The 24315-nt window shown below is 72.6% G+C and carries 17 protein-coding genes and 1 pseudogene; 6 read left to right on the forward strand and 12 right to left on the reverse strand.

All coding sequences use genetic code 11. The features are described 5' to 3' along the window. Nucleotides 1-74 precede the first annotated feature (74 nt). Nucleotides 75-530, reverse strand: a complete 456-nt coding sequence (locus ABEA93_RS06380) for a MarR family winged helix-turn-helix transcriptional regulator (RefSeq protein ID WP_345674310.1) — start codon at nucleotides 528-530, stop codon at nucleotides 75-77. A gap of 97 nt (nucleotides 531-627) precedes the next feature. Between ABEA93_RS06380 and ABEA93_RS06385 the strand changes: the two genes are divergently transcribed. Next, nucleotides 628-2928, forward strand: a complete 2301-nt coding sequence (locus ABEA93_RS06385; RefSeq protein WP_345674311.1) for an MMPL family transporter — start codon at nucleotides 628-630, stop codon at nucleotides 2926-2928. On the opposite strand, the gene ABEA93_RS06390 is transcribed toward ABEA93_RS06385, so the two are convergent. Continuing rightward, nucleotides 2880-3719 carry a metallophosphoesterase family protein gene (locus tag ABEA93_RS06390; RefSeq protein ID WP_345674312.1) on the reverse strand — a complete coding sequence of 280 codons (840 nt, stop codon included), beginning with the start codon at nucleotides 3717-3719 and terminating at the stop codon, nucleotides 2880-2882. The two genes, ABEA93_RS06385 and ABEA93_RS06390, sit on opposite strands and share 49 nt — an antisense overlap. 114 nt (nucleotides 3720-3833) lie before the next feature. On the opposite strand from ABEA93_RS06390, the gene ABEA93_RS06395 reads away from it, so the two are divergent. Further along, on the forward strand, nucleotides 3834-5000 hold the full coding sequence (locus ABEA93_RS06395) for a DUF2330 domain-containing protein (protein ID WP_345674313.1): 1167 nt from the start codon (nucleotides 3834-3836) through the stop codon (nucleotides 4998-5000). An 11-nt stretch (nucleotides 5001-5011) separates the two neighbouring features. Here ABEA93_RS06395 and ABEA93_RS06400 read toward each other — a convergent pair whose 3' ends face one another. From ABEA93_RS06400 to ABEA93_RS06425, 6 genes and pseudogenes are all read right to left on the reverse strand, one after another. Continuing rightward, the gene (locus tag ABEA93_RS06400) at nucleotides 5012-6523 is read right to left on the reverse strand and encodes a cobyric acid synthase (protein WP_345674314.1); all 1512 of its coding nucleotides are present in this window, start codon (nucleotides 6521-6523) and stop codon (nucleotides 5012-5014) included. Nucleotides 6524-6571: 48 nt separating this feature from the next. Then, nucleotides 6572-7510, reverse strand: coding sequence for a cobalamin biosynthesis protein (locus ABEA93_RS06405; protein ID WP_345674315.1), 939 nt, complete (start codon nucleotides 7508-7510; stop codon nucleotides 6572-6574). Nucleotides 7511-8150: 640 nt separating this feature from the next. After that, nucleotides 8151-8912, reverse strand: a complete 762-nt coding sequence (locus ABEA93_RS06410) for a sulfite exporter TauE/SafE family protein (RefSeq protein WP_345674316.1) — start codon at nucleotides 8910-8912, stop codon at nucleotides 8151-8153. A 479-nt stretch (nucleotides 8913-9391) separates the two neighbouring features. Beyond that, a pseudogene (locus ABEA93_RS06415) lies at nucleotides 9392-10369 on the reverse strand (SPFH domain-containing protein); the annotation flags it as partial. 100 nt (nucleotides 10370-10469) lie between these two features. Further along, a complete protein-coding gene (locus tag ABEA93_RS06420; protein ID WP_345674610.1) occupies nucleotides 10470-10880 on the reverse strand; it encodes an NfeD family protein in 411 nt (136 codons plus the stop codon). A gap of 108 nt (nucleotides 10881-10988) precedes the next feature. Beyond that, nucleotides 10989-11774: a hypothetical protein gene (locus ABEA93_RS06425; protein ID WP_345674317.1), complete on the reverse strand. Its 786-nt coding sequence runs from the start codon at nucleotides 11772-11774 to the stop codon at nucleotides 10989-10991. Nucleotides 11775-11874: 100 nt separating this feature from the next. On the opposite strand from ABEA93_RS06425, the gene ABEA93_RS06430 reads away from it, so the two are divergent. Further along, nucleotides 11875-12672 (forward strand): ABC transporter ATP-binding protein, encoded by a 798-nt coding sequence (locus tag ABEA93_RS06430; protein WP_345674318.1) that lies wholly within the window; start codon nucleotides 11875-11877, stop codon nucleotides 12670-12672. A 129-nt stretch (nucleotides 12673-12801) separates the two neighbouring features. Here ABEA93_RS06430 and ABEA93_RS06435 read toward each other — a convergent pair whose 3' ends face one another. Then, complete coding sequence (locus tag ABEA93_RS06435) at nucleotides 12802-15393, reverse strand: FHA domain-containing protein (protein ID WP_345674319.1); 2592 nt, start codon at nucleotides 15391-15393, stop codon at nucleotides 12802-12804. Between the two features lie 401 nt (nucleotides 15394-15794). Between ABEA93_RS06435 and ABEA93_RS06440 the strand changes: the two genes are divergently transcribed. Together ABEA93_RS06440 and serB are read left to right on the forward strand one after the other, a co-directional pair. Further along, entirely contained in the window at nucleotides 15795-17576 is a 1782-nt protein-coding gene (locus ABEA93_RS06440; RefSeq protein WP_345674320.1) for a streptophobe family protein, read from the forward strand. An 89-nt stretch (nucleotides 17577-17665) separates the two neighbouring features. Beyond that, complete coding sequence (gene serB, locus ABEA93_RS06445; protein ID WP_345674321.1) at nucleotides 17666-18871, forward strand: phosphoserine phosphatase SerB; 1206 nt, start codon at nucleotides 17666-17668, stop codon at nucleotides 18869-18871. Between the two features lie 154 nt (nucleotides 18872-19025). Here serB and ABEA93_RS06450 read toward each other — a convergent pair whose 3' ends face one another. Further along, nucleotides 19026-19667, reverse strand: a complete 642-nt coding sequence (locus tag ABEA93_RS06450; RefSeq protein WP_345674322.1) for a TetR/AcrR family transcriptional regulator — start codon at nucleotides 19665-19667, stop codon at nucleotides 19026-19028. Between the two features lie 396 nt (nucleotides 19668-20063). On the opposite strand from ABEA93_RS06450, the gene ABEA93_RS06455 reads away from it, so the two are divergent. Further along, nucleotides 20064-20789: a DUF5701 family protein gene (locus tag ABEA93_RS06455; RefSeq protein ID WP_345674323.1), complete on the forward strand. Its 726-nt coding sequence runs from the start codon at nucleotides 20064-20066 to the stop codon at nucleotides 20787-20789. Nucleotides 20790-21311: 522 nt separating this feature from the next. Here ABEA93_RS06455 and ABEA93_RS06460 read toward each other — a convergent pair. Next, nucleotides 21312-21827 (reverse strand): SixA phosphatase family protein, encoded by a 516-nt coding sequence (locus ABEA93_RS06460; protein ID WP_345674324.1) that lies wholly within the window; start codon nucleotides 21825-21827, stop codon nucleotides 21312-21314. Nucleotides 21828-21955: 128 nt separating this feature from the next. After that, on the reverse strand, nucleotides 21956-24253 hold the full coding sequence (locus ABEA93_RS06465) for an MMPL family transporter (RefSeq protein ID WP_345674325.1): 2298 nt from the start codon (nucleotides 24251-24253) through the stop codon (nucleotides 21956-21958). Between the last annotated feature and the right edge of the window lie 62 nt (nucleotides 24254-24315).

The raw sequence follows: 24315 nt of genomic DNA on the forward strand, positions 1-24315 counted from the left end.
GCGGGCTGCCGCGGTGTGTCAGGGGCGGCGGGAACGGGCCGGAGCGCGGCGGGTGTTGCCGGGGTGACGAGCGGTCAGCAGTCGGTTTCCGCCCAGTCGGGCCGGTGCGCCGTGAGGAGGCGTTCGGACGCGTCGCGCAGGACGTCGCGCTGGTCCTCGTCGAGGACCGCGAAGAACCCGTCTTCGGCGGCGCCGAGGAGGGTGCGGCTCTGCTCGACGGCGGCGCGGCCGGCGTCGGTGACGTGGACCAGGTGGCGGCGGCGGTCTTCCGGGTTGCGGCGGCGTTCGGCGAAGCCGCGCGCTTCGAGGTCGTCGATGAGTCCGACGAGGACGTTGGGGTCGATGCCGAGCATCCGGCTGACGTCCTGCTGGGACAGCCCGTCGTAGGCCAGCAGGGTCTCCATGACGTGGATGTGCTTCGCCTTCACGCCGAGCGGCGCGAGGGCGTCCTCGGCCAGGGTCAGCAGCATTTCGCCCAGCTTGACCAGCCGGTATCCGGTGCGGTTGCTCATCGGCGGGCGTCTCTGCATGGCGTCAACTCTACCGACCACCAACCATGGGCAGTGCATATGAATTCAGATTCCTATCGTATGCTCAACCTACGATATCCTCGACGGAAGGTCGGCGATGTTCCCTGCCCTGGCGCGGCTGACCGCCGCCCGACCACGGCTCGTCCTCATATCCGCCCTGCTGTTCCTCGCCCTCGCCGGCTTCGTGGGCCGCGGCGCGGGCGACCACCTCCTCGCCGGCGGCACCGAAGTCCCGAAGTCGTCGTCGGCCCGCGCGGCGGCGGCGCTCGACCGGGAGTTCCCCGGCAGCCGGCCCAACCTCGTCCTCCTGGTCACGCCCGCGCGCGGTGGCGTCGACTCCCCCGAAAGCGCCGGTGCGGCCAAGGCGTTGACCGACCGCCTCGCGGCGGAGGCCGGGATCGTGGGCGTGCGCTCGTACTGGAGTACCGGCTCCCCGGCCTTGCGCACCGACGACGGGCGCAGCGGTCTGGTGCTCGCCCATCTCGAAGGCAGCGAGAACGCCGTCGCGGACACGCTCGACCGGATCGCTCCGCATTACCGCGGCACGCAAGGCGGTCTGGACGTGCGGATCGGCGGCCTCGCGGCGGTGCAGCACGACATCCAGTCGACGATCCGCGACGACCTGGTCCGCGCCGAGATGATCGCCCTGCCCATCACGCTGCTGATCCTGGTGCTGGTGTTCGGCAGTGCGGTGGCCGCGCTGCTGCCGCTGGGCGTGGGGCTGTTCGCGATGTTCGGCACAAACGCGGTGCTGCGGGTCGTCGCCGGTGTCACCGACGTGTCGGTGTTCGCGCAGAACCTCACGACCGTGCTGGGCCTCGGACTCGCGGTCGACTACGGCCTGTTCATGGTCCGCCGGTACCGCGAGGAACTGGCCCGCGGCCTCTCCCCCACCGAAGCCGTGGCCACGACACTGCGCACGGCGGGCCGCACGGTGCTGATCTCGGCGCTGACCCTGGCGGTGTCGCTGGCGGCCATGCTGGCCTTCCCGCAGTACTTCCTGCGGTCGTTCGCCTACGCGGGCATCCCCGTCGTCATGCTGGCCGCCGTCGGCGCGCTGGTGGTGCTGCCCGCGGCGCTGGTGCTGCTCGGGAAGCGGATCGACGCGGGCGACCTGCGCAAGCCGTTCCGCAGGCTGCGGCGCTCGCGCGGCGCGGGCACCGACAGCACACCGGGCACCCAGAGCACACAGAGCGCCGCGAGCACCGACGGCACCGGATGGCTACGGGTCGCGCACACCGTGATGCGGCGCGCGCCGCTGGTCGCATTCGCCACGCTGGCCGGTCTGGTGGTCCTCGGACTGCCCTTCCTGGGCGTGAAGTTCGGTACTGCCGACGACCGGCAGCTGCCGGTGACCGCGGAGTCGCGGCAGGTTCAGCAGGTGATCCGCGACCACATCGACGGCCGCCCGGCCGGGTCGATCGAGATCGTGCTCGGCGACACCTCCGCGGCGGAGCGGGCCGGGTACGCGGCCCGGTTGTCCGCGCTCGACGGCGTGGCACGGGTCGTGGGCCCGGACGGCGTCTTCCGTGCCGGGCAGGCCGAGTCCCCGGCGGGACCGGCCGAGCCCGGCCGGCTCGAGGGCGGCAGCGCGTACCTGTCCGTGGTGCCCGCCGGCGAAGAGCTGTCCCCCGCCGGGCAGGAGCTGGTGCGCGAGGTCCGGGCGACCCCGGCACCCGCTCAGGCGCTGGTCGGCGGCGCCGCCGCGGTGGTCGTCGACGGCAAGGACGCCATCGCAGACCGGCTGTGGATCGCCGGGGCGGTCGTCGTGCTGGCCACCTTCGTCCTGGTGTTCCTGCTGACGGGCAGTGTGGTGATGCCGCTGCTGGCGGTCCTGTTCGCGGCGCTGAGCCTGACGGCGATGTTCGGCGCGGTCGTGTGGGTCGTCCAAGACGGCCACCTGTCCGGCCTGCTGGACTTCACGCCCACCGGGTCGATCGAGACCCAGCTGCCGGTGCTGATGTTCTGCGTCGCCTTCGGACTGTCCATGGACTACGGGGTGTTCCTGCTGTCCCGGGTCAAGGAGGAGTACGACACCACCGGCGACCACCGCCACTCCGTGGCGATCGGACTGGCCCGCACCGGCAGCATCATCACCGCGGCGGCCTGCGTGCTCGCCGTCGTGATGGCGGCGATCGGCGCATCCCGCGTGACCAACACGATGATGTTCGGCGCCGGACTCGCGCTGGCGGTGCTGGTCGACGCATTCGTGGTGCGCGGGCTGCTGGTCCCGGCGACACTCGCGCTCGTCGGCGAACGATCTTGGTGGGCCCCGGCGTTCCTGCGCCGCGTGCACGCCAGGTTCGGCATCGACGAAGGCGGCGCACCGGCCCCGGCCGAGGCCCGGCCTCAGACGGTCGCGGTGTCGAGCACCAGCCACGAGTCGGCGACCCGGTAGCCGGGCGCCTCGAACGACGCCACCGGATCGGCGGCGAGGCCTTCGACGCGGGTGGGCGCGTGCGGCTCCTCCAGCACCTGGGTGTACCGGTGGTGGAGGTGGCCGTGCGCGGCCAGCCGCGGCCGCAGCGCGTCGACGAGGCGCTGGATGCGGTCCTGGTTCGGGTGGCAGACCGGCAGGTCCTTGCGGTTGACGCCCGGGGTGGTCGCGCGCGGCTTGTCGTGGGTGAGGAGGACGTCGACCGGGCCGGCGGTGTCGATCACGGCCTGCGCGTCGGCATCGGTGGCTTCCTCCTCGGGGAACCACAGCGTGCCCGCGTGGTCGGGCACGCTGTGGGACGGACGTCCCGCCGCCAGCCGGTAGTTCTCCTTGCGGAGCGCCTTCTCGGTGCGGCGCCGCTCCGCCTCCAGCCGGTACTCGCGGTCGACGGAGCAGGCGCCGCCGAAGGCGAGGAAGCGGACGCCGTCCCAGGTCCAGGCGTGGCCGCGCGGGGCGTACCGCACGCGGCCGCGCACGCTCAGGAAGCCCTCCATGTCGCGGTGCTCGCCGTACCGTTCGAGGATGAGGCCGGATTTGTCGTGGTTCCCGTCGAGGAAGTAGACGGTGATGCCCTGCGCCCGGGCCGCGCGGTGGACTTCGTCGAGGAAGCGGACTCCGCCGGGCTCGTGCTCCCAGTAGCCGAAGTCGCCGAGCTGGAAGATCCGGTCGATGTGTTCTGCGGCGGCGGCGTCCAGCACCGTCCGCACGTGCGCGAGATTTCCGTGCACGTCCCCCGTCAGCAAAATCCGCATTGCGCAGCGTAACCCGCGGCTCGGGAACCGGATCGCGGGCTTCCCCGTCGGATCGGGCATCGGTTGTCGGAACGGGGCGAGATCAGGGGGTTTGCGGTGGTCGGCGGAGCAGTCGTGCGGCGGGGGGCCGTGGTGGCGGTGCTGGTGATGCTCGTGCAGATGGCGGCGCTGATCCGCCCGGCATGGGCCTGCGGGTGCGGGGCGATGGTGCCCGGCAACCAGACGTCCATGGCGGTCCGGGAGGAGACGTCGGCGGTGCGGTGGGACGGCCGGACCGAGGAGATCCTCATGCAGCTGACGGTGACGGGGGACGCGGCCAACGCCGCCTGGATCATGCCGGTCCCGACCCGGGCCGACCTGGCACTCGGCGACACCAAGCTGTTCTCCCGGCTCGACACCGTGGTCGCGCCGGTCGACAAGACCCGGCACTACTTCTGGCCGCGCGACGGCGACTGGCCGTTCGGCGGCGACCACAAGAAGCCGAACGGGGCGTCGTCCGCGGCGGCGCCGGGAGCCGCGGCACCGCCGGTGAGCGTGGTGGGCAGCGGTGAACTCGGCCCCTTCCAGTACGCGCAGCTCGCCGCGACCGACCCGGCCGCGCTGGAATCCTGGCTGCACACCAACGGCTTCACCATGCCGGCCGGGCTGGCGGACTCGCTGAAGCCGTACGTCGACCAGGGCTGGGAGTACGTCGCGGTCAAGCTCGCCCCGGCCGCGAACCCGGGCGGTGCGGGACGGTCGGTGCCGGGCAAGGCCGTTCCCACGCTCGGCGGCGACCTCGACCCGCTGAAGCTCACGTTCGCCTCCGACAAGCTCGTCTACCCGATGCGGCTGTCGCAGCGCGCGAAGACCGCGCAGCTGCTGCGCCTGTTCGTCTTCGCCCCGCACCGCGTCGAACCGGTCGCCGGGATCGGCGGCGGCGGTTCGCTGGAGACCCTCTACGCGGGGAAGCCCGACCCCGAGCAGGTCCGCTGGGACGGCGGCCAAGGCCCGGCGGTGTTCCTGACCGCGATGCGCAACGAACTGAGCCGGCCGGCGGCGATCACCGGCGACTACGAGTTCCGTGCCGCCCCCGCCGACGAGCGCTACCAGCGCGTCCGCTACCACGACGAGTTGCTGACCATCGGCGGCGTCCCCGCGTGGATCGCGACGGTCCTGGCGGTGCTGCTGGTGTTCGCCGCGGTGCTGATCGCCCTGCGGCGCCGGTCGAACCGGCGGCGGTGGGCGGCCTACCCGCCGCGGCCTGTGGCGCCGCCGCGGCCCGCCGTGCCGCCGCTGTAGGACCGCTCGGTTCACACGCCCGGCGGGACGAACCGCAGTCCCGCCGGGGCGCCTTGCGTAATGAGCCGGTCGACGGCCGCGTTGTCCAGGTGGTCAGCGACCAGGTCGCCGAGCGCGTCGAGCCGGGCCTGGCGGGCCGCCTCGAACGAGGTGTCGGGCGACACCGTGAAACGGCGTCCGGCGACCGCCGCGACCTCGGCGAGGAACGCGCGCCGGAACGCGTCGTTCTCCAGCGCCCCGTGCCACAGCGTGCCCCACACGGCACCGTCGCGGCAGCCGTCCAAGGGAACGCCGTCGGGATCGGTGAACAGCGGCGCACCGCCTTCGACGGTGACGATGCCATGGTGGATCTCGTACGCGGACACCGGCGCTCCGCCCGCGAACCCGGCGGGCCGGGCCAGCGTCTTGTCGGCGGCGAAGACGACCCGCACGGGCAGCAGCCCGAGCCCGGCGACGCGGCCGAGCCGGGACTCGTGCGCGTCGTCGATCTCCCGGCCGAGCATCTGGTAGCCGCCGCAAATGCCGAGTGTCGGACGGCCTGCCGCGGCCCGGCGGGCGAGCGCCGTGTCCAGACCGCGCTCGCGCAGCCACGCCAGGTCCTCCACGGTCGCGCGGGTGCCGGGCACGACCACCAGGTCGGCGTCGGCGAGTTCGGCCGGGGTCGAGGCGAACCGGACGACCACGCCCGGCTCCACGGACAGCGCGTCGATGTCGGTGAAGTTGCTGATCCGCGGCAGCCGCACGACCGCGACGCGCAGAATGTCCTCGCCGAGCGGCGGCGCCGCGACGCCCCGGTCGGCCTCCAGCGCCAACGAGTCCTCGACGTCGAGCCACAGCCCGGTCAGATACGGCAGCACGCCGAGCACCGGCCGCCCGGTCAACGCGCTGATCCGGTCCAGCCCCGGCGCCAGCAGCTTGGCGTCGCCGCGGAACTTGTTGACCACGAACCCGCAGATCAGCGCCTGGTCCTCGGGCGACAGCAGGGCCAGCGTGCCGAACAGGTGCGCGAACACGCCGCCGCGGTCGATGTCGCCGACCACCAGCACCGGCAGGTTCGCGGCCCGCGCGAGGCCCATGTTGGTGATGTCGCGGTCGCGCAGGTTGATCTCGGTCGGGCTGCCCGCGCCTTCGCACACCACGACGTCGAACCGGGCCCGCAGGTCGGCGAGCGAGTCGAGGACGGCGTCGAACAGCCGCGGCTTGAGGTCGCGGTAGTCCAGCGCGGACACCTCCGCGACGGGGCGCCCGAGCAGCACGACCTGGCTGCTCATCCGGGCGCCCGGCTTGAGCAGCACCGGGTTCATCGCGGCTTCCGGCGCGATCCCCGCGGCGGCCGCCTGCATCGCCTGGGCGCGGCCGATCTCGGCGCCGTCCGCGGTGACCATCGAGTTGAGCGACATGTTCTGCGCCTTGAACGGCGCCACCTTGACGCCTTCCCGGGCGAGCCGGCGGCAGAGTCCGGCGACGAGCACGCTCTTGCCGGCGTCGGAGGTGGTGCCGGCGACGAGCAGAGCGCCGTTCATGGGAGGTCCTTTCGAGGTGACCGAGTCTTGGCCTGGCGGCTTGGCGGCCTAGCGGTGCCGGTCTCGTGCCGCGAGCACGCCGAAAGCGAGGGCGGCGGACACCAGCCCGACCGCCGCGGACAGGCGGTTCGCGCGGGGGATGTCGCGGCCTTCGGCGGGGCGGCCGTCGCCGAGCACAGGGCGGTCCTCGGTGCGGCCCGCGTACACGTTCCGCCCACCGAGCCGCACGCCGAGCGCGCCCGCGGCGGACGCCTCGCAGCGGCCGGAATTCGGACTCGGGTGCGCGCCGCCGTCGCGCCGCAGCACCCGCCACGCCGCGGCGGGCGACCCGCCGACGACCGGCGCCGCGGCCACCGTGAGGAGGCCGGTCAGGCGCGCCGGGACGAGGTTGGCCGCGTCGTCGAGCCGCGCCGACGCCCACCCGAAGTGCAGGTGGCGCGGGGTGCGGTGGCCGACCATCGCGTCGAGGGTGTTGGCCGCGCGGTAGCCGAGCAGCCCGGGCAGGCCCGCGACGGCGCCCCAGAACAGCGGCGCGACGACGGCGTCCGAGGTGTTCTCGGCGACCGACTCGACCACCGCGCGGGCGATCCCGGACGCGTCCAGCCCGGCCGGGTCGCGGCCCACGAGGTACGGCAGCCGCGCGCGGGCGGCCTCCAGGTCGCCGGCTTCGAGCGGCGCGCCGATCGCCCGGGCCTCGCGCCGCAGCGTGGTGCCGCCGAGGACGGCCCACGTGGCGGCCGCGGTGACGGCCACCCGCGCCGCGGGGTGACGGCGCGTCAGCCGGTCCGCGGCGACGCCGAGTCCGCAGGTCGCGCCGACGACGAGCACGGTGTAGGCGGCGCCGCGGGCGCGCGAGTCGGCGTACATGCGGCGTTCCAGCGCGGACGCCGCGGTGCCGAACCCGGCGACCGGGTGCCCCCGGCGCGGATCTCCGACGAGCACGTCGGCGGCGACACCGAGCGCCAAACCGAGGGCGGGTATCCGCACCGGGGATCCTCCAGGCAGAACAAACGGAATATAAGGAACAAGCCGAACAGCCGACCCGGACGGGGCCGACCGACCGCCGATCCTCCCACCCCGCCGCACCGAGCCCGCACGGGCGCCCCCTGGGCACGGCAGCGACACAGACTGCAGGCGAGACGATGCGCACGTCTCCGCGGGGCGGTCGGCCGTGCGGCTTGGCATGCGGGGGGGCGGAGCCGAGCGTTGCGGCGAAACGTGGGGGCAGCGCAGGTGCGAGGGTGGGGCCGGCGGGGTGCGGGGGTCGTCGCGAGCACGGGGGCGTGGGCGCAAGCACGGATGGTGGGCGCGACGGGTGGAGACAGCGAGCGTGGGAGCCGCCGCAAGGCACCCGCGACGCGACCCGCATGGCACTCCCGCACGCCCCCACACCTGCTCCGTCCCTGCGCTCGCGCCGCCGGCGGCCGAGCGGCCCGCAGCCGAGGGCCGACAGCGCGAGGGCGGGCCGGCAACAGCGGCCGGCCGCAGCGGGGCAGGCGCGGCGCGACCTCCGCACTCGCTTCGCCGCCGCACGCGCGCCGCGGCCGAAGCCGCACGGCACACCACACAGTCGGCGCCCACACGTTCAGCTCATCGGAGCCGCACCACCACGATCGCGCCCGCGCGCTCAGCTCATCAGCAACCGCACCACTGCGATCGTCCCCACCACCACGATCACCCCTCGGAGTACGTTCGGTGGGAGGCGGCGGCCGACCTTGGCGCCGAGTTGGCCGCCGATGATCGAGCCGACGGCGATGAGGGCGACGACCTCCCACGCCACGTCGGCGAGGATCATGAACAGGATCGCGGAGACACCGTTCACCAGCATCGCGAGCACGTTCTTGACCGCGTTGATGCGCTGCATGTCCTCGTTGAGGAACACCCCCATCAGCCCCAGCAGCAGCACGCCTTGCGCGGCGCCGAAGTAGCCGCCGTACACGCCGGTGCCGAAGATCGCGGCGAACAGGATCGGCCCGCCGTGCGCGGGCACCTGGTCGGTGCCGCGGCGTTCCTTGATGCGCCGGGCGAGCGCGGGCTGTGCGACGACCAGGACGAGCGCGGCGATGATGAGGACCGGGACGATGGCCTTGAAGGCGTCGGCCGGGAGGACCAGCAGGAGTATCGCGCCGGTGATGCCGCCCAGGACGGACGCGGTGCCGAGTTTGATCAGCCGTTCACGCTGGCCGGACAGTTCCCGCCGGTATCCGATCGCTCCGCTGAGGGATCCGGGCACGAGTCCGATCGTGTTCGATACGTTCGCGGTCACCGGCGGGTATCCGATCGCCAGCAGGACGGGGAACGTGATCAGCGTTCCCGATCCGACGACCGTGTTGATGCCGCCGGCCGCGATGCCCGCGCCGAAGACCGCGAGCTGTTCCAGCCAGGTCATGTTGGTTGTTCCTTCGCCGTCCCGTCGGATGCGAGATCCGTACAAGCGTGCCCCCGCGGGGGAACCCTAACGGCTGGATGTGAACGCCCGGCCGCTCCCCGCACGCCCGGGACGGAACGCGAGGACCCGGGGGCACCGCGTGCTCGACGCGGTGCCCCCGGGTCCCGGAATCCGTGCGGACTCCCCCGGGCTCAGCCGAGGGGGCCGTTGTCCCGCGGCTGCCGGCGGCCGGCCGTGGCCGGGCGCTCGACGTCGGGCCGCCGGACCGCGCCGGGCGGCGGAGCCGGACGGCGGCCGACCTCGGGTCCCGGCAGGCCGGACACGTCGGGGTCGTCCTGCGGATCGGCGTGCGCCGGGACGGTGCCCTGCGGCGCGGACTGCGCGGGAATGCCCGGGGCGGCCTGGGGCACGGTCGCCGAGATGTCGGACGGCACCTCCGCCGGGTCCTTGGCCCCGCCCGGGAACGCCGCGGGCTCCGGCGGCGGCCCCGCCTGCGGCGCGACCTGCGGCGCCGGACCGGCCTGGCCGGCACCCGGGGGCAGCAGCTGCGGCGGCACGCCGGCACCGGCACCGCCGACCGGCGGCGCGCCGGTGAGGTTGCCGAAGACCCCGCCGATGCCTTCGAGGGCACGGCCGATCTCGCTCGGCACGATCCACAGCTTGTTCGCGTCGCCCTTGGCCAACTCCGGCAGCATCTGCAGGTACTGATATGCAATCAGCTTCTGGTCCGCGTCGCCGTCGTGGATCGCCCGGAACACCGTCTCGATCGCCTTGGCCTCACCTTCGGCACGCAGCGCGGCCGCGGTGCGCTCGCCTTCGGCACGCAGCACGGCGGCTTCCTTCTCGCCTTCCGCGATGAGGACCTGCGACCGCTGCGTGCCCTCCGCGGTGAGGATGGCGGCGCGGCGGTCCCGCTCGGCGCGCATCTGCTTCTCCATCGACTCCTGGATGGAGGGCGGCGGTTCGATCGCCTTCAGCTCGACGCGGTTGACGCGGATGCCCCAGCGCCCGGTGGCCTCGTCCAGCACGTTGCGCAGGCCGTCGTTGACCTCTTCACGCGACGTGAGGGTCTGCTCCAGGTCCATGCCGCCGATGATGTTGCGCAGCGTGGTGATGGTGAGCTGCTCGATCGCCTGGATGTAGTTGGCGATTTCGTACGTGGCCGCGCGCGGGTCGGTGACCTGGAAGTAGATGACCGTGTCGATCTGGACGACCAGGTTGTCCTCGGTGATCACCGGCTGCGGCGGGAACGGCACGACCTGCTCGCGCAGGTCGATCATCTGCCGCACGCGGTCGATGAACGGCACGAGGATGTTCAGGCCCGCGTGCAGCGTTCTCGTGTACCGGCCGAAGCGTTCGACGATCGCCGCGCTCGCCTGCGGGATGACCTTCACCGTCCGGACGAGGGCGACGATCACGAGCAGCACGAGCACGATCACGACGATGACGACGGTCACGGCGCCCCTCCCCGAATCCGTTGGTTGCCGAGTCGACTTTACGGGGTGCGGGGACCCGGGTGTGCGCCAACACGAGAACAGCCCTCCGCCGCGGGCCGGTTCAGATGACCACCGCCGTCGCGCCGTCGATGTCCGCGACATCGACTTTCTCGCCCGGCTCGAACACCCGTGTCGTGTCCATGGATCGGGCCGTCCACACCTCGCCGGCGAGTTTGATCCGGCCCCCGTGCTCGTCGACGCGTTCCAGCACGACGGCGCTACGGCCCTTGAGCGCCTGCACGCCGTCGCGCATGACCGGCCCACGGTTCAACTGCCGCAGGGCGATGGGCCGCACGAAGATCAGGAAGGACGCGGAGACCACCGCGAACACGATGCACTGCACGACGAGGCCGGCGCCCACGCCGGCCGCGATCGACGCGGCGAGCGCCCCGACCATGAACATGCCGAATTCGACGATGGAGGACACGACACCGACGATGCCGAGACCGCCCAGCACGATGAGCCACCACATCCATGCGTCCACACCGCCATGGTAGGCGGCCGGGGGCGGCCGGAGCAGGGGCGAAAACCGGCCAAGCTCCGGGCTGTTCGACCGGAAACCGACGGATCCGACGGTGCGTCAGTCCGCCGCGGACGGCTCCAGGGCGGCGCCGAAGGCCGCCACCAGCGCGCGGCGGCACGCGCGTTCGAGCGGGGCGAACGAGTCCGCCCGCGCCGCCATTTCGAAGGCGTTGACGGCCGCGCCGTGGTCGCCGGACGCGAGCGCGAGTATCGACGCGACCCGGCGGGCCTGTTCGACCACCCGCACCGCGCGCGCCGGATAGCCGGGGGCCAGCGGCGATTCCTCGTCGTCCCGGCCGCCGCGCAGCACCGCCGCCACCGTGTTCGCCCAGGCGCCGGTGCCCGCGACGTCGAGGCGCATCAGCGCCTGCGTCGCGTCGCGCAGCGCCCCGGCCAGCTCGCGGTCGGCCTCGGCCAGGAACGGGCCCGCGGGCGGCCGGTCGGCGGCCTCGTACACCCGCCACACCACGCGGGTCGCCTGGTCGCCCTCCGGCCCGTACACGAGCCCCTCGGGCACCAGCCCCCACTGGTGGCCGTGCGGCCCCACGGTCACCGCCGCTTCCCCGGCGTCCAGGGCGGCGTCGTTGAACGCGGGCGGGCCCGGCAGGCCCAGCGGGTCGCCGGGGACCGGAAGGGACAGCCGCAGACCGGTCACCCCGAGGGCGCGCAGCCGCCCCAGCGCCAGGCTCAGCCCGACCTCGCCGGACTCTCCGGGCAAGCCCGCCACCCGGTGGGGCTCGTCTCCGTGGGTGATCCGGGCCACCGCTTCGTCGGGGCCGACACGTCCGGAGAGCAGAGCGTTACCCCAGGCGACGAGTGCGCCGGAGCGCGGGACATCAAGCATGCGGTTGAGACTAAGGGGTCCAGGTGCCGTAGGTTTTCTCCACGAGTGGGTGAGTCGACCGCGCACCGCATGGGCAACGCGATGGGGAGCTGGCACGGGCATGAGTGACGTACTGGAGCTGGTGGACGTTTCGGTGGTCCGCGGTGGCCGCCACCTGGTCGAGCAGGTGACCTGGGCGGTCGCCGAAGGCGAACGCTGGGTGGTCGTCGGTCCCAACGGAGCGGGCAAGACCACCCTGCTGCAGATCGCCTCCACGTACCTGTTCCCGACCTCGGGCACCGCCGCGGTGCTGGGCGAGAAGCTCGGCGGCGTCGACGTGTTCGAGCTGCGGCCCCGGGTCGGCATGGCGTCGGCGGCACTCGCCGACCGGCTGCCGCGCCGCGAGAAGGTCGTCGACATCGTGCTGACCGCCGCGTACGGCATGACCGCGACGTGGCGCGAGCAGTACGACGAGTCCGACGAGGACCGCGCGCTGTTCCTCCTCGACCAGCTCGGCATGGCGTCCTACGCGGAGCGCCGCTTCGGCACGCTGTCCGAAGGCGAGCGCAAGCGCGTGCAGATCGCCCGCTCGCTCATGACCGACCCGGAGCTCCTGCTGCTCGACGAGCCCGCCGCGGGCCTCGACCTCGGCGGCCGGGAGGACCTGGTGCGCCGTCTCGGGCGCCTGGCGTCCGACCCGCTCGCCCCGGCGATGGTGATGGTCAGCCACCACGTCGAGGAGATCCCGGTCGGGTTCACCCACGTGCTGATGCTGCGGCAGGGCCAGGTTCTCGCGGCCGGGCCGATCGAGGACACGCTGACCTCGCGCAACCTGTCGCTGTGCTTCGGGCTGCCGCTGCTGGTCAAGTACAAGGACGAGCGGTGGACGGCCCGGGGCTTGCCGCTGCAGCAGGGCTGAGCGGATCGGACGGCGACGAGGGCGGGCGGCGCAGAGGATGCGCCGCCCGCCCTCGTTCTTGCCGTGTGCCGTGTGTCGTGTGCCGTGTGTCGTGTGCCGTGTGTGTGTCGTGTGTTGTGTGCCGGGCGGCTACTTGCTCTTGCGGCCGACCTTCGGGTCGAGGCGGCGCAGCATGGCCATGGCGAGGCCGGCGTAGACGACGATCTGGACGCCGAGTATCGCGATGTTCGTGTACCAGACCGACGCTTCGTGCTTCCAGCGCGGATCGGGGCCCTTGGAGCCGTTCTTCATCGGCGCCTGGAAGATCGCGTCGACGGTGCCCGCGGCCGCGGAGAAGGCCCAGCGGGCCGGGGCGAGCCAGGAGACCTGCTCGATGACGGGGGCGCCGTTGAGCGGGAAGAGCGCGCCGCACAGCACGACCTGGATGATCGCCACGACGACGAGCAGCGGCATGGTGAGTTCGGGGGTCGATACGAGTGCCGAGATGACCAGGCCGAGTGCCATGGCGGCGACCGCGGACAGGATGACGGCGATGCCGATCTCCACCATGGGCGGCATGACGACGCCCTTGTCGGGGAGTTTCTTGCCCGCGAGGGCGACCGCGGTGAGGGCGGCGCCTTGCAGGGCGGCGATCGCTCCGAGTACCAGCAGCTTGGAGCACAGATACGCCGATACCGACAGGCCGGCGCTTCTCTCCCGCAGATAGATGGCGCGTTCTTTGATGAGTTCGTTGACGGCGGTCGCCGAGCCCATGAGTCCGCTGATGACGAAGAGGACGAGGAGCTTGGTGAGGACGTCGGGGTTGCTGCCCGGTTCGTCGGTGACCAGCTCGCCGGGGATGAACCGGCAGAGCGCGCCGAGGAAGATCGGGGCGGCCATCAGCAGCGCGAGGTACTTGCGGTCGGAGGCGATGACCGACAGGTAGCGGCGCGACAGCGTGAAGAGTTGCGAGCCCCAGCTTTGCGGCTTGGGCGGTTTGACCTGCGGGCGGTCGGCTTGCGGCTGCGGCGCGGTGCCGCCGGCCGGGTTGAGCCCGGATTCGACGTAGCGCGCGTGCGGTTCGGAGGCGCGGAAGCGTTCGGCGAGGATCTCGCCGCGCTCGTTGTTGAGCATCTGGAAGGCCGCGCGCCAGTTTTCCTTGCCGAAGTAGGCGAGGGCTTCGCCGGGCGGGCCGTAGTAGGCGACGTAGCCGCCGGTGACCAGGACGAGGAGCCGGTCGCAGACTTCGGCACTGTCCAGATCGTGCAGAACCGTGATGACGGTGCGGCCGTCGTCGGCCAGATTGCGCAGGTTGTCCATGAGGTCGCCGGCCGAGCCGACGTCCAGGCCGGACGTGGGCTCGTCCAAGTACAGCAGCGACGGCTTGGTGAGCAGCTCGACGGCCACGCTGACGCGTTTGCGCTGGCCGCCGGAGAGCTTGTGGATCGGGAGTTCGGCGCGTTCGGTGAGGCCGAGGTCGGCGATGACCTCGTCGACGCGGCGGTCGCGCTCGACCCGTTCGGTGTCCTCGGGGAAGCGCAGCCGGGCGGCGTAGCGCAGGGCCTGACGCACCGTCAGTTGCTTGTGCAGGATGTCGTCCTGCGGCACGAGGCCGATGCGCTGCCGGAGTTCGGCGAACTGCTGGAACATGTCGCGGCCGTCGTACAGGACGTTGCCGCTGCTCACCGGGATCGAGCCGGTGAGGGCCTTGAGCAGCGTCGACTTGCCCGCGCCGGACGTGCCGACGACCGCGAGGAGGGTGCGTTCGCCGACCGGCAACGACACCTTGTGGAGCAGGGTCTTGTCGCCGGCTTTGACTTCCAGGCCCTGGATCTGGAGGGAGACCTCGCCGGTGTCGATGAACTCGCGGAGTTCGTTGCCGTCGAGGCGGAAGGTGGCGTGGCCGATGCCGACGATGTCGTTCGGGCCGAGGATCTGCTGTTCGACGGGCACACCGTTGACGAACGTGCCGTTGTGGCTGCCGAGGTCGGCGATCTCGTGGCGGCCGCCGGGCGTGGTGCGGAGTTCGGCGTGGTGCCGGGAGACCATGAGGTCGGTGAGCACCAGGTCGTTGTCGAGCGCGCGGCCGATGCGCAGCGTCTTGACGGGGATCCGCATGACGACGCTGGGCCGCCGGTCGACGCTGGGGCGCTGGTCGGCGAACGGCCCGGGCGCCATGTTCTCCCACGGCGCGGGTCCGGCGGGCGGGGTGCTTCCGCCGCCGACCGGGGTGCTCGGGCCGCCGGCGGGCGGCATGCCGCTCGGGGCGTCGGGGATACGGGGTGTGACGGGCGCCTGCGCGCCGTCGCGGCCGTGCGGGGGCTGCGGGTCCCGCGGCGTCGCGGGCTCCTCGGGCTGCGGCCGCGGGCTCGGCGATTCGCGGCGCGAGGGCACGAGTTCGGTCGCTTCGACGACCGGGCTCAGCCGGAGCCGGCCGCCGTCGTCGGGGTCGCCGAGGAGGACTTCGACACCGCCGGCCACCACGACCCGGTTGACGCGCTGGGCACGCACATAGGTGCCGTTGACGCTGCCGGTGTCGACGAGTTCCCAGCCGTCGGCGGCGACGCGCAGGACGGCGTGCCGGCGCGACACGCGCCGGTCGTCGACCACGACGTCGCACGACTGCGGGTCACGGCCCACGATGTAGTCGCGCCCGGGTTCGAGCACGACGGGCTGCCCGGCATCGGTGCTCGCGTTCAGTCGCGGCACGGCCGGGTCTTCGGATGCATACCTGCCCCCCATGTCCAGCGAGTTTAGGGACCTCGGGGGCTGCTCGGCACCTCTTCGCCGAGGCTTCCACCCGGATCGGTGTACTCGGCGGGAGCCTCCAACCGGTCGCCGTAAGTGACGGGACGGACAAATGCCGGACATTTGCTGTCCGTCCGCGGTCCGAGGCGGCGGGAAAAGCGCGGAGGAATGGTGGCGACCGGAACTTGCCGCCCGATCCGGGCAACCGTTCGGACGCGTACGGAGATTCCCGCGCACCGCGGTTCTTGCGCTGGTGAGCCGGGTGCGTAACAGCCCGTCACCCGTCTCGGCGATTCCGTTGACGTCCCTTGCACACGGGTCCGATAGTCGTTCCTGTCCGATGGGGGCGGGGTGCTGCTGCTGTTCCCTCGTCAATTCGTGCGCAGGGAGCGGGCGTGTCCTGGACCAATCCTCCGCAGCGGCCCGGGAATCGGCCGCCCGGCCCGCCTCCGCATCAGCCGCCCGGCGGCGGGCAGCCGCCGCCTCCGGGACCGCCTCCGGGGCGCCTCGGACCGGGCTCGTCGGGTCCTCCGCCGTCCTCCGCGGCCCGGTTGTTCGGCGGGGCGGAGGCGTGGCTGCACGCGCTGGTCGCAGTGGTCGCCTCGTTCACCGCGATGGCGTTCACCGCATGGCTGGCGCTGTGGCTGCTGGGCGCGGGCGACTTGGGCGGCGGCACGATGCCGTCGCTGGTCGCCGCGACGATCTCGCTCGGCGTCGGCGGACGCGTCGACTTGAAGGGCGCGGAGAACGCCGACGGCGGCGGCGGGATCCTCGGCGGCCTGCTGCCGGACGACCTGGCGCTCGCGCAGGGCACCGGCCACGTGGACGTGCTGCTGTACGGCGTCGGCCTCGTCGGCGCGGTGGTCCTCGGCTGGCTGTTCCTGCGCCCGCTGCGCTACCGGCTGGTCATCGGATTCGACGAACTCCTCGCGCACATGGCGCGGATCGCGGTGTTCACCGCGGCGGCCCTGGGCGTCTGCGCGTCGCTGGGCAGCCACACGCTGCCGATCGGCGACCTGGTGCCGAACGTGGACGCGTCCGAGCTGATGGGCATCTTCAATCTGGGCGCGGCGGCCGAGTTCACCACGGACGTGCCTTCGACGCTCGGCTTCGGCCTCGTGTGGATGCTCCTCGCGATGGTGGTGGCGCTCGGGGTGAGCGAGCGGGGCCCGCTGCCGCGGGTGTGGCTGCGCTACCGAGCGGTCCTGCGGCCGCCGGTCGCGGGCGTCATGGCCGTGTTCTTCGGCGCCGTGGTGCTCGGCCTGCTGGGCACGCCGTTCGTGGCGGCGGCCGCCCCGGGACCGAAGCGCATGATCGGCGGCATGCTGCTGGCGCTGCCCAACGTGATGTGGCTGCTGGTGACGCTCGGCATGGGCGTGGAGTGGAAGTCCAGCGGCGGCGGCGACTTCAGCTTCGGCTTGCCGGGTCCGCTCGGGAAGCTGCTGAACGAGTCGGGCAGCCAGGGCATGCCGATCACGGTGAGCAGGCTCGCGGAACTCGACAGCCGCGCGTGGTGGGTGCCGGTGGTGTCCGGTCTCCTGCTGCTGTTCGGCGGCACGGTCATGGCGCTGCGGGCGCCCGCGACGGTGAAGCTCCACCAGCACGCGTGGCGGTTCGCGGTGACGTTCGCGGTGACCGCCGTGGTCGCCGCGCTCATCGCGCAGATCCGCCTCAAGGTCGCCGTCGAGATCCTCGGCGGCGCGGCCGCGCCGGGCGGCGAGGTGAGCCTGCACGCCGACTACCTGATGACGGCGGGGCTGGGCGCGCTGTGGGGCGCCTGCGCGGGCTTCCTCGGCGGGGCGCTGGCGGCGTGGATCCGCGCGGTGCGGGGGGACCGCAAGGCGATGGCGGGGCCGGTGCGGCACATCGTGCGGCAGGGGCCGACGGCGGCGGGGGCGCCCGCGGGATATCCGGCGGGCGGCGGGTCGTACCCGTCGGGGCCGGGCGGAGGCCGTCCGCCGGGCGCCGGGCCCGGGTCGCCGTACGGTTCGGGGCCGCCGCCCGGGGGCGGAACGGCCGGGCCGGGGTCGCCGTACGGCCCGTACAGCCCCTACGGACCCGGCGGCGGACCACCGCCCGCGGGACCGTATCCGGGGCCGCCCAACCGCGGCACTCCCCCGAAAGGACCAGCGCGGGGGCCCGGCGGCCCGTACGACCCGGGCGGCCCGCGCCGCTGAGGGACGACGGCACGGCGCTGTCCACGCCGTTGTCCACACCTCGGGACCGCGCGGCGACCCGCCCGGGCAGGCAGGTACCGTGATCAATCATGGACGCCGCGCCCCGCACCCTCCTGGTCAAGATCTTCGGCAAGGACCACCCCGGCATCACGTCGTCGTTGTTCGACGTGCTCGGGGAGTACGGACTCGACGTCATAGACATCGAGCAGACCGTGACCCGCGGGCGCCTCACGCTGTGCGTGCTGGTCCCGGCGCCGCGCGAGGACGGCGGTCTGCGGGCGCGGCTGCACCGGTGGGCCGACGGCGAGCGGCTCGACATAGAGATCATCAGCGGCAGCGGCGACAACCGGCCGCGCGGCGAAGGCCGCTCGCACGTGACGGTGCTGGGGCATCCGCTGGCGGCGTCGGCGATCTCGGCCATAGCGGGCCGCATCGCGGCGACCGGCGCCAACATCGACCGGATCTTCCGGCTCGCGAAGTACCCGGTGACGGCGATCGAGCTGCAGGTGTCCGGCGTGGAGACCGACAAGCTGCGCGGCGAGCTGGCGGGCGAGGCGGCGGCGCAGCGCGTCGACATCGCGGTCCAGCCGGCCGGGCTGCTGCGCCGGTCGAAGCGTCTCGTGGTGATGGACGTCGACTCGACGCTGATCCAGGGCGAGGTCATCGAGCTGCTCGCGGAGCATGCGGGCTGTCTGGACGAGGTCGCGGACGTGACGGCCGCGGCGATGCGCGGTGAGCTGGACTTCGCGGAGTCGCTGCGGGCGCGGGTGGCGCTGCTGGCCGGGCTGGACGCGGCGGCCATCGACGCGGTCCGGGAGAAGGTCGAGCTGACGCCGGGGGCGCGGACGCTCGTGCGCACGCTGAAGCGCCTGGGCTACCAGGTCGGGATCGTGTCCGGCGGGTTCACGCAGGTGACCGACGTGCTGGTGGAGCGCCTCGGGCTGGACTACTCGGCCGCGAACACCCTCGAGGTGGTGGACGGCAAGCTGACCGGCAAGGTCGTCGGCGAGATCGTCGACCGGCCGGGCAAGGCGCGCATGCTGGAGCGCTTCGCGGCGGAGGCGGGCGTCCCGCTGTCCGCGACGGTCGCGATCGGCGACGGGGCGAACGACCTCGACATGCTCAACACCGCGGGCCTGGGCGTCGCGTTCAACGCGAAGCCGGTGGTACGCGAGGCCGCGGACACCGCGGTGAACGTGCCGTTCCTCGACACCGTGCTGTTCCTGCTGGGCCTGACCCGCGAGGAAGTCGAAGCGGCGGACGCGGCGGACCCGAAGGCCGCGAAGCAGGGCTGACGTCGGCACGGGCTCGCATGGGGCAAGAGCCTCCCGTAGGCCGCCGACTCGCCCACAGCCCACACCAGTCGACACCGCAACAACCCTGCGTATGCGCTAAACCGGTCCCATAAGGGGGCCTCCCCCCGCCGTTCATCACACCGGCAATTGCGCCTCACACCTCGCGCACCGCGTAGTCCCCCAGCGCGGGCTCCAGCACCGCGAACGCTTCCTCCGTCGATACCGCGAGCGCCGCGGCGATCTCCGGGTTCGTCCGGCCGTCGAGTGTGCGCCGCAGCGTCTCCTCGAACAGCGTCCGGTGCACCGCGGCCAGCAGCGCCGCGGCCACCCGGGCGCGCACCACGTCGCCGGTCTCCCTGGCCAGTTCCCCCGCCAGCGCCTGCTCGCGCAGGTCGTGGAAGTCGCGCAGCCGCGCGGTGAGCGCGGGACTGTCGGCGATCATCCGGGCGAACGTCGGCCCGGAGAACCCGAGCACCGGATCCTGCCGCGCGATCGCGCCCCGGTAGGCGGCGCGCAGCGCGCCGAACGCCGACTCCCCCGCCGGCCGCGCGGCGACCGTCCGCGCCAGGCTCGCGACGAACTCGTCCTGGTGGTCGAGCGCGAGGTCTTCCTTGCGCGGGAAGTAGTTCGTGACCGTCATCTTGGCGACCTGCGCCGCGGCGGCGACGTCGGCGATCGTCACCTTGTCGAAGCCCCGCTCGATGAACAGCCTCGTGGCGTGGTCGGAGATCGCCTGGCGGGTCTGCTGCTTCTTCAGCTCGCGGAGGCCGCCCGTCACCGCCTGTGTCGTCGTCATACATCGATCATGTCATACCCGGACCCAAGTTTGTGCTTGACATATTTTTATGACCAACCTAAGTTTGTCATTGCCGCCGCGGCACGTCCCGGCGGCAGCAGCCCTGACCATCACGTCGAGGAGACGTTCTGAACCTGCGCATCACACCCGGCCTCACCGTTCCGGCCACCGCGGCTCTGCCGGTCACCACCGCCGCCGCAGTCAAGGCCACCACCAAGGCGGCGCGTCCGGTGCTCGCGTACCGGTCCGCCGCCATCCCGCCCGCAGCGGTTCGGCACACCGCGCCCCGTCCGCAATTCCTCGGACGCGGCCGCCGCGGCTGACCGGGCAACCGCCCGCCGTCGGACCGCACCCGCCCCCACCCCACCGCACGACGACATCCCCGGGAGGCCACGCATGACCAGCACGCAGACTCGGACCAAGCCCCAGACCCGCCCTGAGACGCAGCCGGAGACGCGGCCGGTGACGCGGCCCGAGGCGCAGCCCTTCGACGCTGCGGCCGAATTCGACCGTCAGGCCGGCACCCTGACCGCGCTCGGCTACCCCGCGCTCGCGGGTCTGTCCGACGACGCGTTCGCCGCCCTCGTCGCCCCGCTCCGCAAGGCCGCGGTGGCGCACGGGGGCGCGGCGCCCGCGGAAGGCCGGCTGCCGTTCCTGCTCGTGGTCACCCGCGCGCTCGTCCCGATCGAGGAGACGATGCCGCTCACCACGCTGGAGGGCAAGAAGAAGCCCGGGTTCGTCGACCACAGCTACGAACCCGGGGCGCTGGAGCGCTTCGTCACCGTCGAGGACGTGGAAATCCCCGGCGAGAAGGTCTACTTGCTCGTGGACGTGGACCGCGGCGAAGAGTTCTGCGGGGCGATCCCCAACGACGCGATGGCCGCCATCGCCGACCGGGGGCGCACGCTCCTGACCATCGAGGAAGGCATCGCCTTCGTGACGCAGCAGCCGGCCGCGCTCGCGAAGAACAAGTGCTTCTCCCTCGGCGCCTCGCGCTCCGGCGACCGGCGTTTGCCGGCCGTGTGGCGCAGCGACAACACGCCCAAGCTGGGCTGGTGCTGGGTCGGAAACCCGCACACCTGGCTGGGCGTGGCCTCGGCGGGCGGCCGCGCGGGCGCCTGACGGTTCGCCCGGGGTCACCCCATCGCGGCCGGTCGGCCCAGCCCGCCGGGCCGACCGGCCGCGGCGCGGACGCCGCCCGCGGCGGTCGCCTGGACGCGCCGCGAGCCCCGCGCCACGGCCCGGAAACCGTGCGCCCCGCGTCGGGCACCCCGACAAAGCACCACGGCCAGGCACCGCAACCCGGGCACCCCCGTCCCACCCCCACCCATGTGCACAAGGCCGTCCGCCGCACTCCGCGGACGGCCTTGTGCACGCCCAGGTCGTGTCTGGTGGATATGCGCGCCTCACGATGGCCGGGCCTGGCGGCCCTCCTTCGTGCCGTGCCTCGGAAGGCGCAGGCCCGGAGGCCGTGCCACCACGCGCGCGCCGCAATCGCCGCCGGCGGGTCCGCCGAGTCCGGCGCCCGCCCTACACCGCGCCCGGGTGCCGCGACCTGCCCCCCAGCACCACACCCCCACCCACGTACAAGGCCGCCCGCGGCACTCCGCGGGCGGCCTTGTGTACGCCTGTCTCAGGCCGATGTCACGCCCGAGGCGTCGCGAACGCCGCCAAGTGCGCGCTCTTCTCGTTCAGTTCCGACCAGGGGCCTTCGAAGCGCAGGATCGCCGTGCCCGACGTCGCGTACTTCTCCCGGGCCCGCTCCAGCGCGTCGCCGTCCGCCGTGCCGGCGAGCAGCGCGACCAGCGCCGCGACGCCCGGGTTGTGGGCGACCATCACCAGGGTGTCGACGTCGTCCGGGGTCTCCTGGGCGACGTACAGCAGGGCTTGCGTGGTCGCTTCGTAGAGGCGGTCGTCGTACGAGGTATGCGGGCGGGGGTCGAACACCTTCCCCATGAGCTTCCACGTCTCCCGGGTGCGTGCCGCGGTGGAGCACACGACGCGGTCGGGGTGGATGCGGTTGCCGACCAGCCAATTGCCGATTTCGGGGGCGTCGGCGCGGCCGCGGTCGGCGAGGGGGCGGTCATGGTCGGGTCCGTCGGGCCAATCCGCCTTCGCGTGCCTGATGACGACGAGTGTGCGCTGTCGCTGCGATGCCATGGGGTCAGCCTCTCAGAATTCGGCACGGATGCACCTCGGGTCCCGGCCGTCGTCGGCCGGGACCCGAGGTGTTGTGACGTGCGCTTGGCGTTGTGTTCGACAGCCCCTACCGGGTGCTCAGAAGGCGGTCAGCCGACCGGCGGGCGCGGGATCCACTGGTTGGTGGAGACGTCTTCCGGCTCGTACGGTGCCGCGTGGCGCCCGGCCAGGACCGGCTCGCGCCGCGGCTGCTCCGGGGCGTCGTCGTCGGAGCCGGCGCCGTGGTCCATCGTCGGCAGCCAGCCGAGCCACTTGGGCAGGTACCAGTTGCGCTCGCCCAGCATGCCCATGACCGCGGGGAGCAAGATGGCGCGGATGATCGTGGCGTCCAGGAGGACGGCGACCGCAAGGCCGACGCCCATCTGCTTCATCTGCTGCATCGACAGGGTGCCGAAGACCCCGAACACCGCAACCATGATGACCGCCGCGCTGGTGACGACGCCCGCGGTGCTGCGCACGCCGTAGGCGACGGCGTCATTGGTGTTCATGCCGCGGTCGTAGGCCTCGCGGATCCGGGACACGACGAACACGTGGTAGTCCATCGAGAGGCCGAACAGCACCACGAAGAGGAACAGCGGCAGCCACGAAGTGATCGCGCCCGGTGCGTCGGTGCCGACGAGGAAGTCGCCGTAGCCGTGCTGGAAGACCAGCGTGAGCACGCCGTAGGCGGCGCCGACCGAGAGCAGGTTGAGCACGATCGCGGTGAGGGCGATCGTCAGCGACCGGAAGGAGGTCAGCATCAGCAGGAAGGCGAACAGGAGCACGAACCCGAAGGCGATGGGCGTGGTCTTGCCGAGCTGGTGGTTGAAGTCCTCGGTTCGCGCGGTCTCGCCGGTGACGGGGGCGTCGAGGCCCTTGACCTTGCCGAACGTCTCGGGGATGACGGAGTCGCGGAGCTTCTTGAGCGACTCGACCTCCTTGGAGGTGTCGGCGAACGGCACCGAGATGCTCATGACGTCGGTCTTGCCGGGGTAGGTGCGGACCTCGATCTTCTCGGTCGAGACGCCGTCGGCGACGGCCTTCTTCTTGAAGGCGTCGAGGGCGCCCTGCACGTCGGCGGCGTTGATGTCCTTGGCCTTGACCACGACTTCGGCCGGGGCGGGGCCGCCGGGGAACTTCTCGTTGACGTGCTTGTAGGTCTGGACGATCGAGACGTCCTTGGGCAGTTCCTTGTCCAGCGGCAGCATCGACAGCTTCATGTCGGCGGCCGGGATGGCGAGGGCGATCAGGACACCGCCCGCGGCGACCGTCCACACGAGCGGGCGGCGCAGCACGGTGCGCAGGATGGCGCCCCAGAAGCGGCCGCCGTCGGCGGAGGGGCGGCGCATGCGGGCGAGGCCGGGGATCTTGCCCCCGTCGACCTTGTCGCCGAGCATCGACAGCAGGGCCGGCAGGACGGTGACGGAGCCGATCATGGCGGTCAGGACGACCAGGATGGTGCCGAGGGCCATGGACTGGAACTGGCCGAGGCCGGTGAACATCATGCCCGCCATCGCGACCATGACGGTGACGCCGGAGATGAGGACCGAGCGGCCGGAGGTGGCGGCGGCGATCTCCAGGGCGCGCTCGGGGTCGCGGCCCTTGGCGCGCTCTTCGCGTTCGCGGCGGATGTAGAAGAGGCAGTAGTCGACGCCCACCGCGAGGCCGATGAGCAGCATCACGGACATCGTGGTGTCGCTGGTCGGGACGATGCGGGTGGCGAGGGCGAGCAGGCCGCCGGCGGCGATGAACGCGGTGAGGGCGAGGGCGACGGGCAGGAGGGCCGCGACGACGGCGCCGAAGGCGATCAGGAGGATGCCGAGGGCGAGCGGGACGGCGGTCCACTCGGCGGTCTTGAAGTCGTTGCCGATGGTGTCGTCGAACCACTTCTCCGAGCTGGCGTCGCCGAGCTGCTCGACGGTCAGGTCGGGGTGCGCGGCCTTGGCGGCCTTCACCGCGTCGAGGACGGGGTCGAGGTGGTCGACCGCGTCGTCGTTCTTGCCCTTGAAGTCGAACTGGACGAGCACGGAGTGCCCGTCGGACGACTTGGCGCCCTGCACGCCGGCGTCGTAGGGCGTGCGGACGTTCTCGACGACGTCGGTGGCGGCGACCTTGGCCGCGATGTCCTGGACCGCGGAGCGGAAGGCCGGGTCGTCGGCGTTCGCCTGCGCGGAGGTCACGAGCAGCATCTCGCTCGCGGGGTCTTCGACTCCGGCGTCTTCGATGATCTTCTGCGCGCGGCCGGCTTCACCGGGGGTCATGTCCCCGTCGGACAGCTGCTTCGAGCCGGCCATGCTGCTGACGGCCACGGAGAGGACCACGAACAACAGCCAGGCGAAAACTGCCGTCTTGCGGTGCCGTGCGCTCCAACCGCCCATCGAGGCGGCGAGGTTGCGCCTGCGTGCCATGGGTTCCCACTCCTTGTCGCGTGTGCGTACGCGGTGGAACCGCCCCGAGTCGGGGGTTCCCG

Origin of the sequence: Yinghuangia aomiensis (assembly GCF_039542225.1) — a bacterium.
GTDB classification, from domain to species: Bacteria; Actinomycetota; Actinomycetes; order Streptomycetales; family Streptomycetaceae; genus Yinghuangia; species Yinghuangia aomiensis.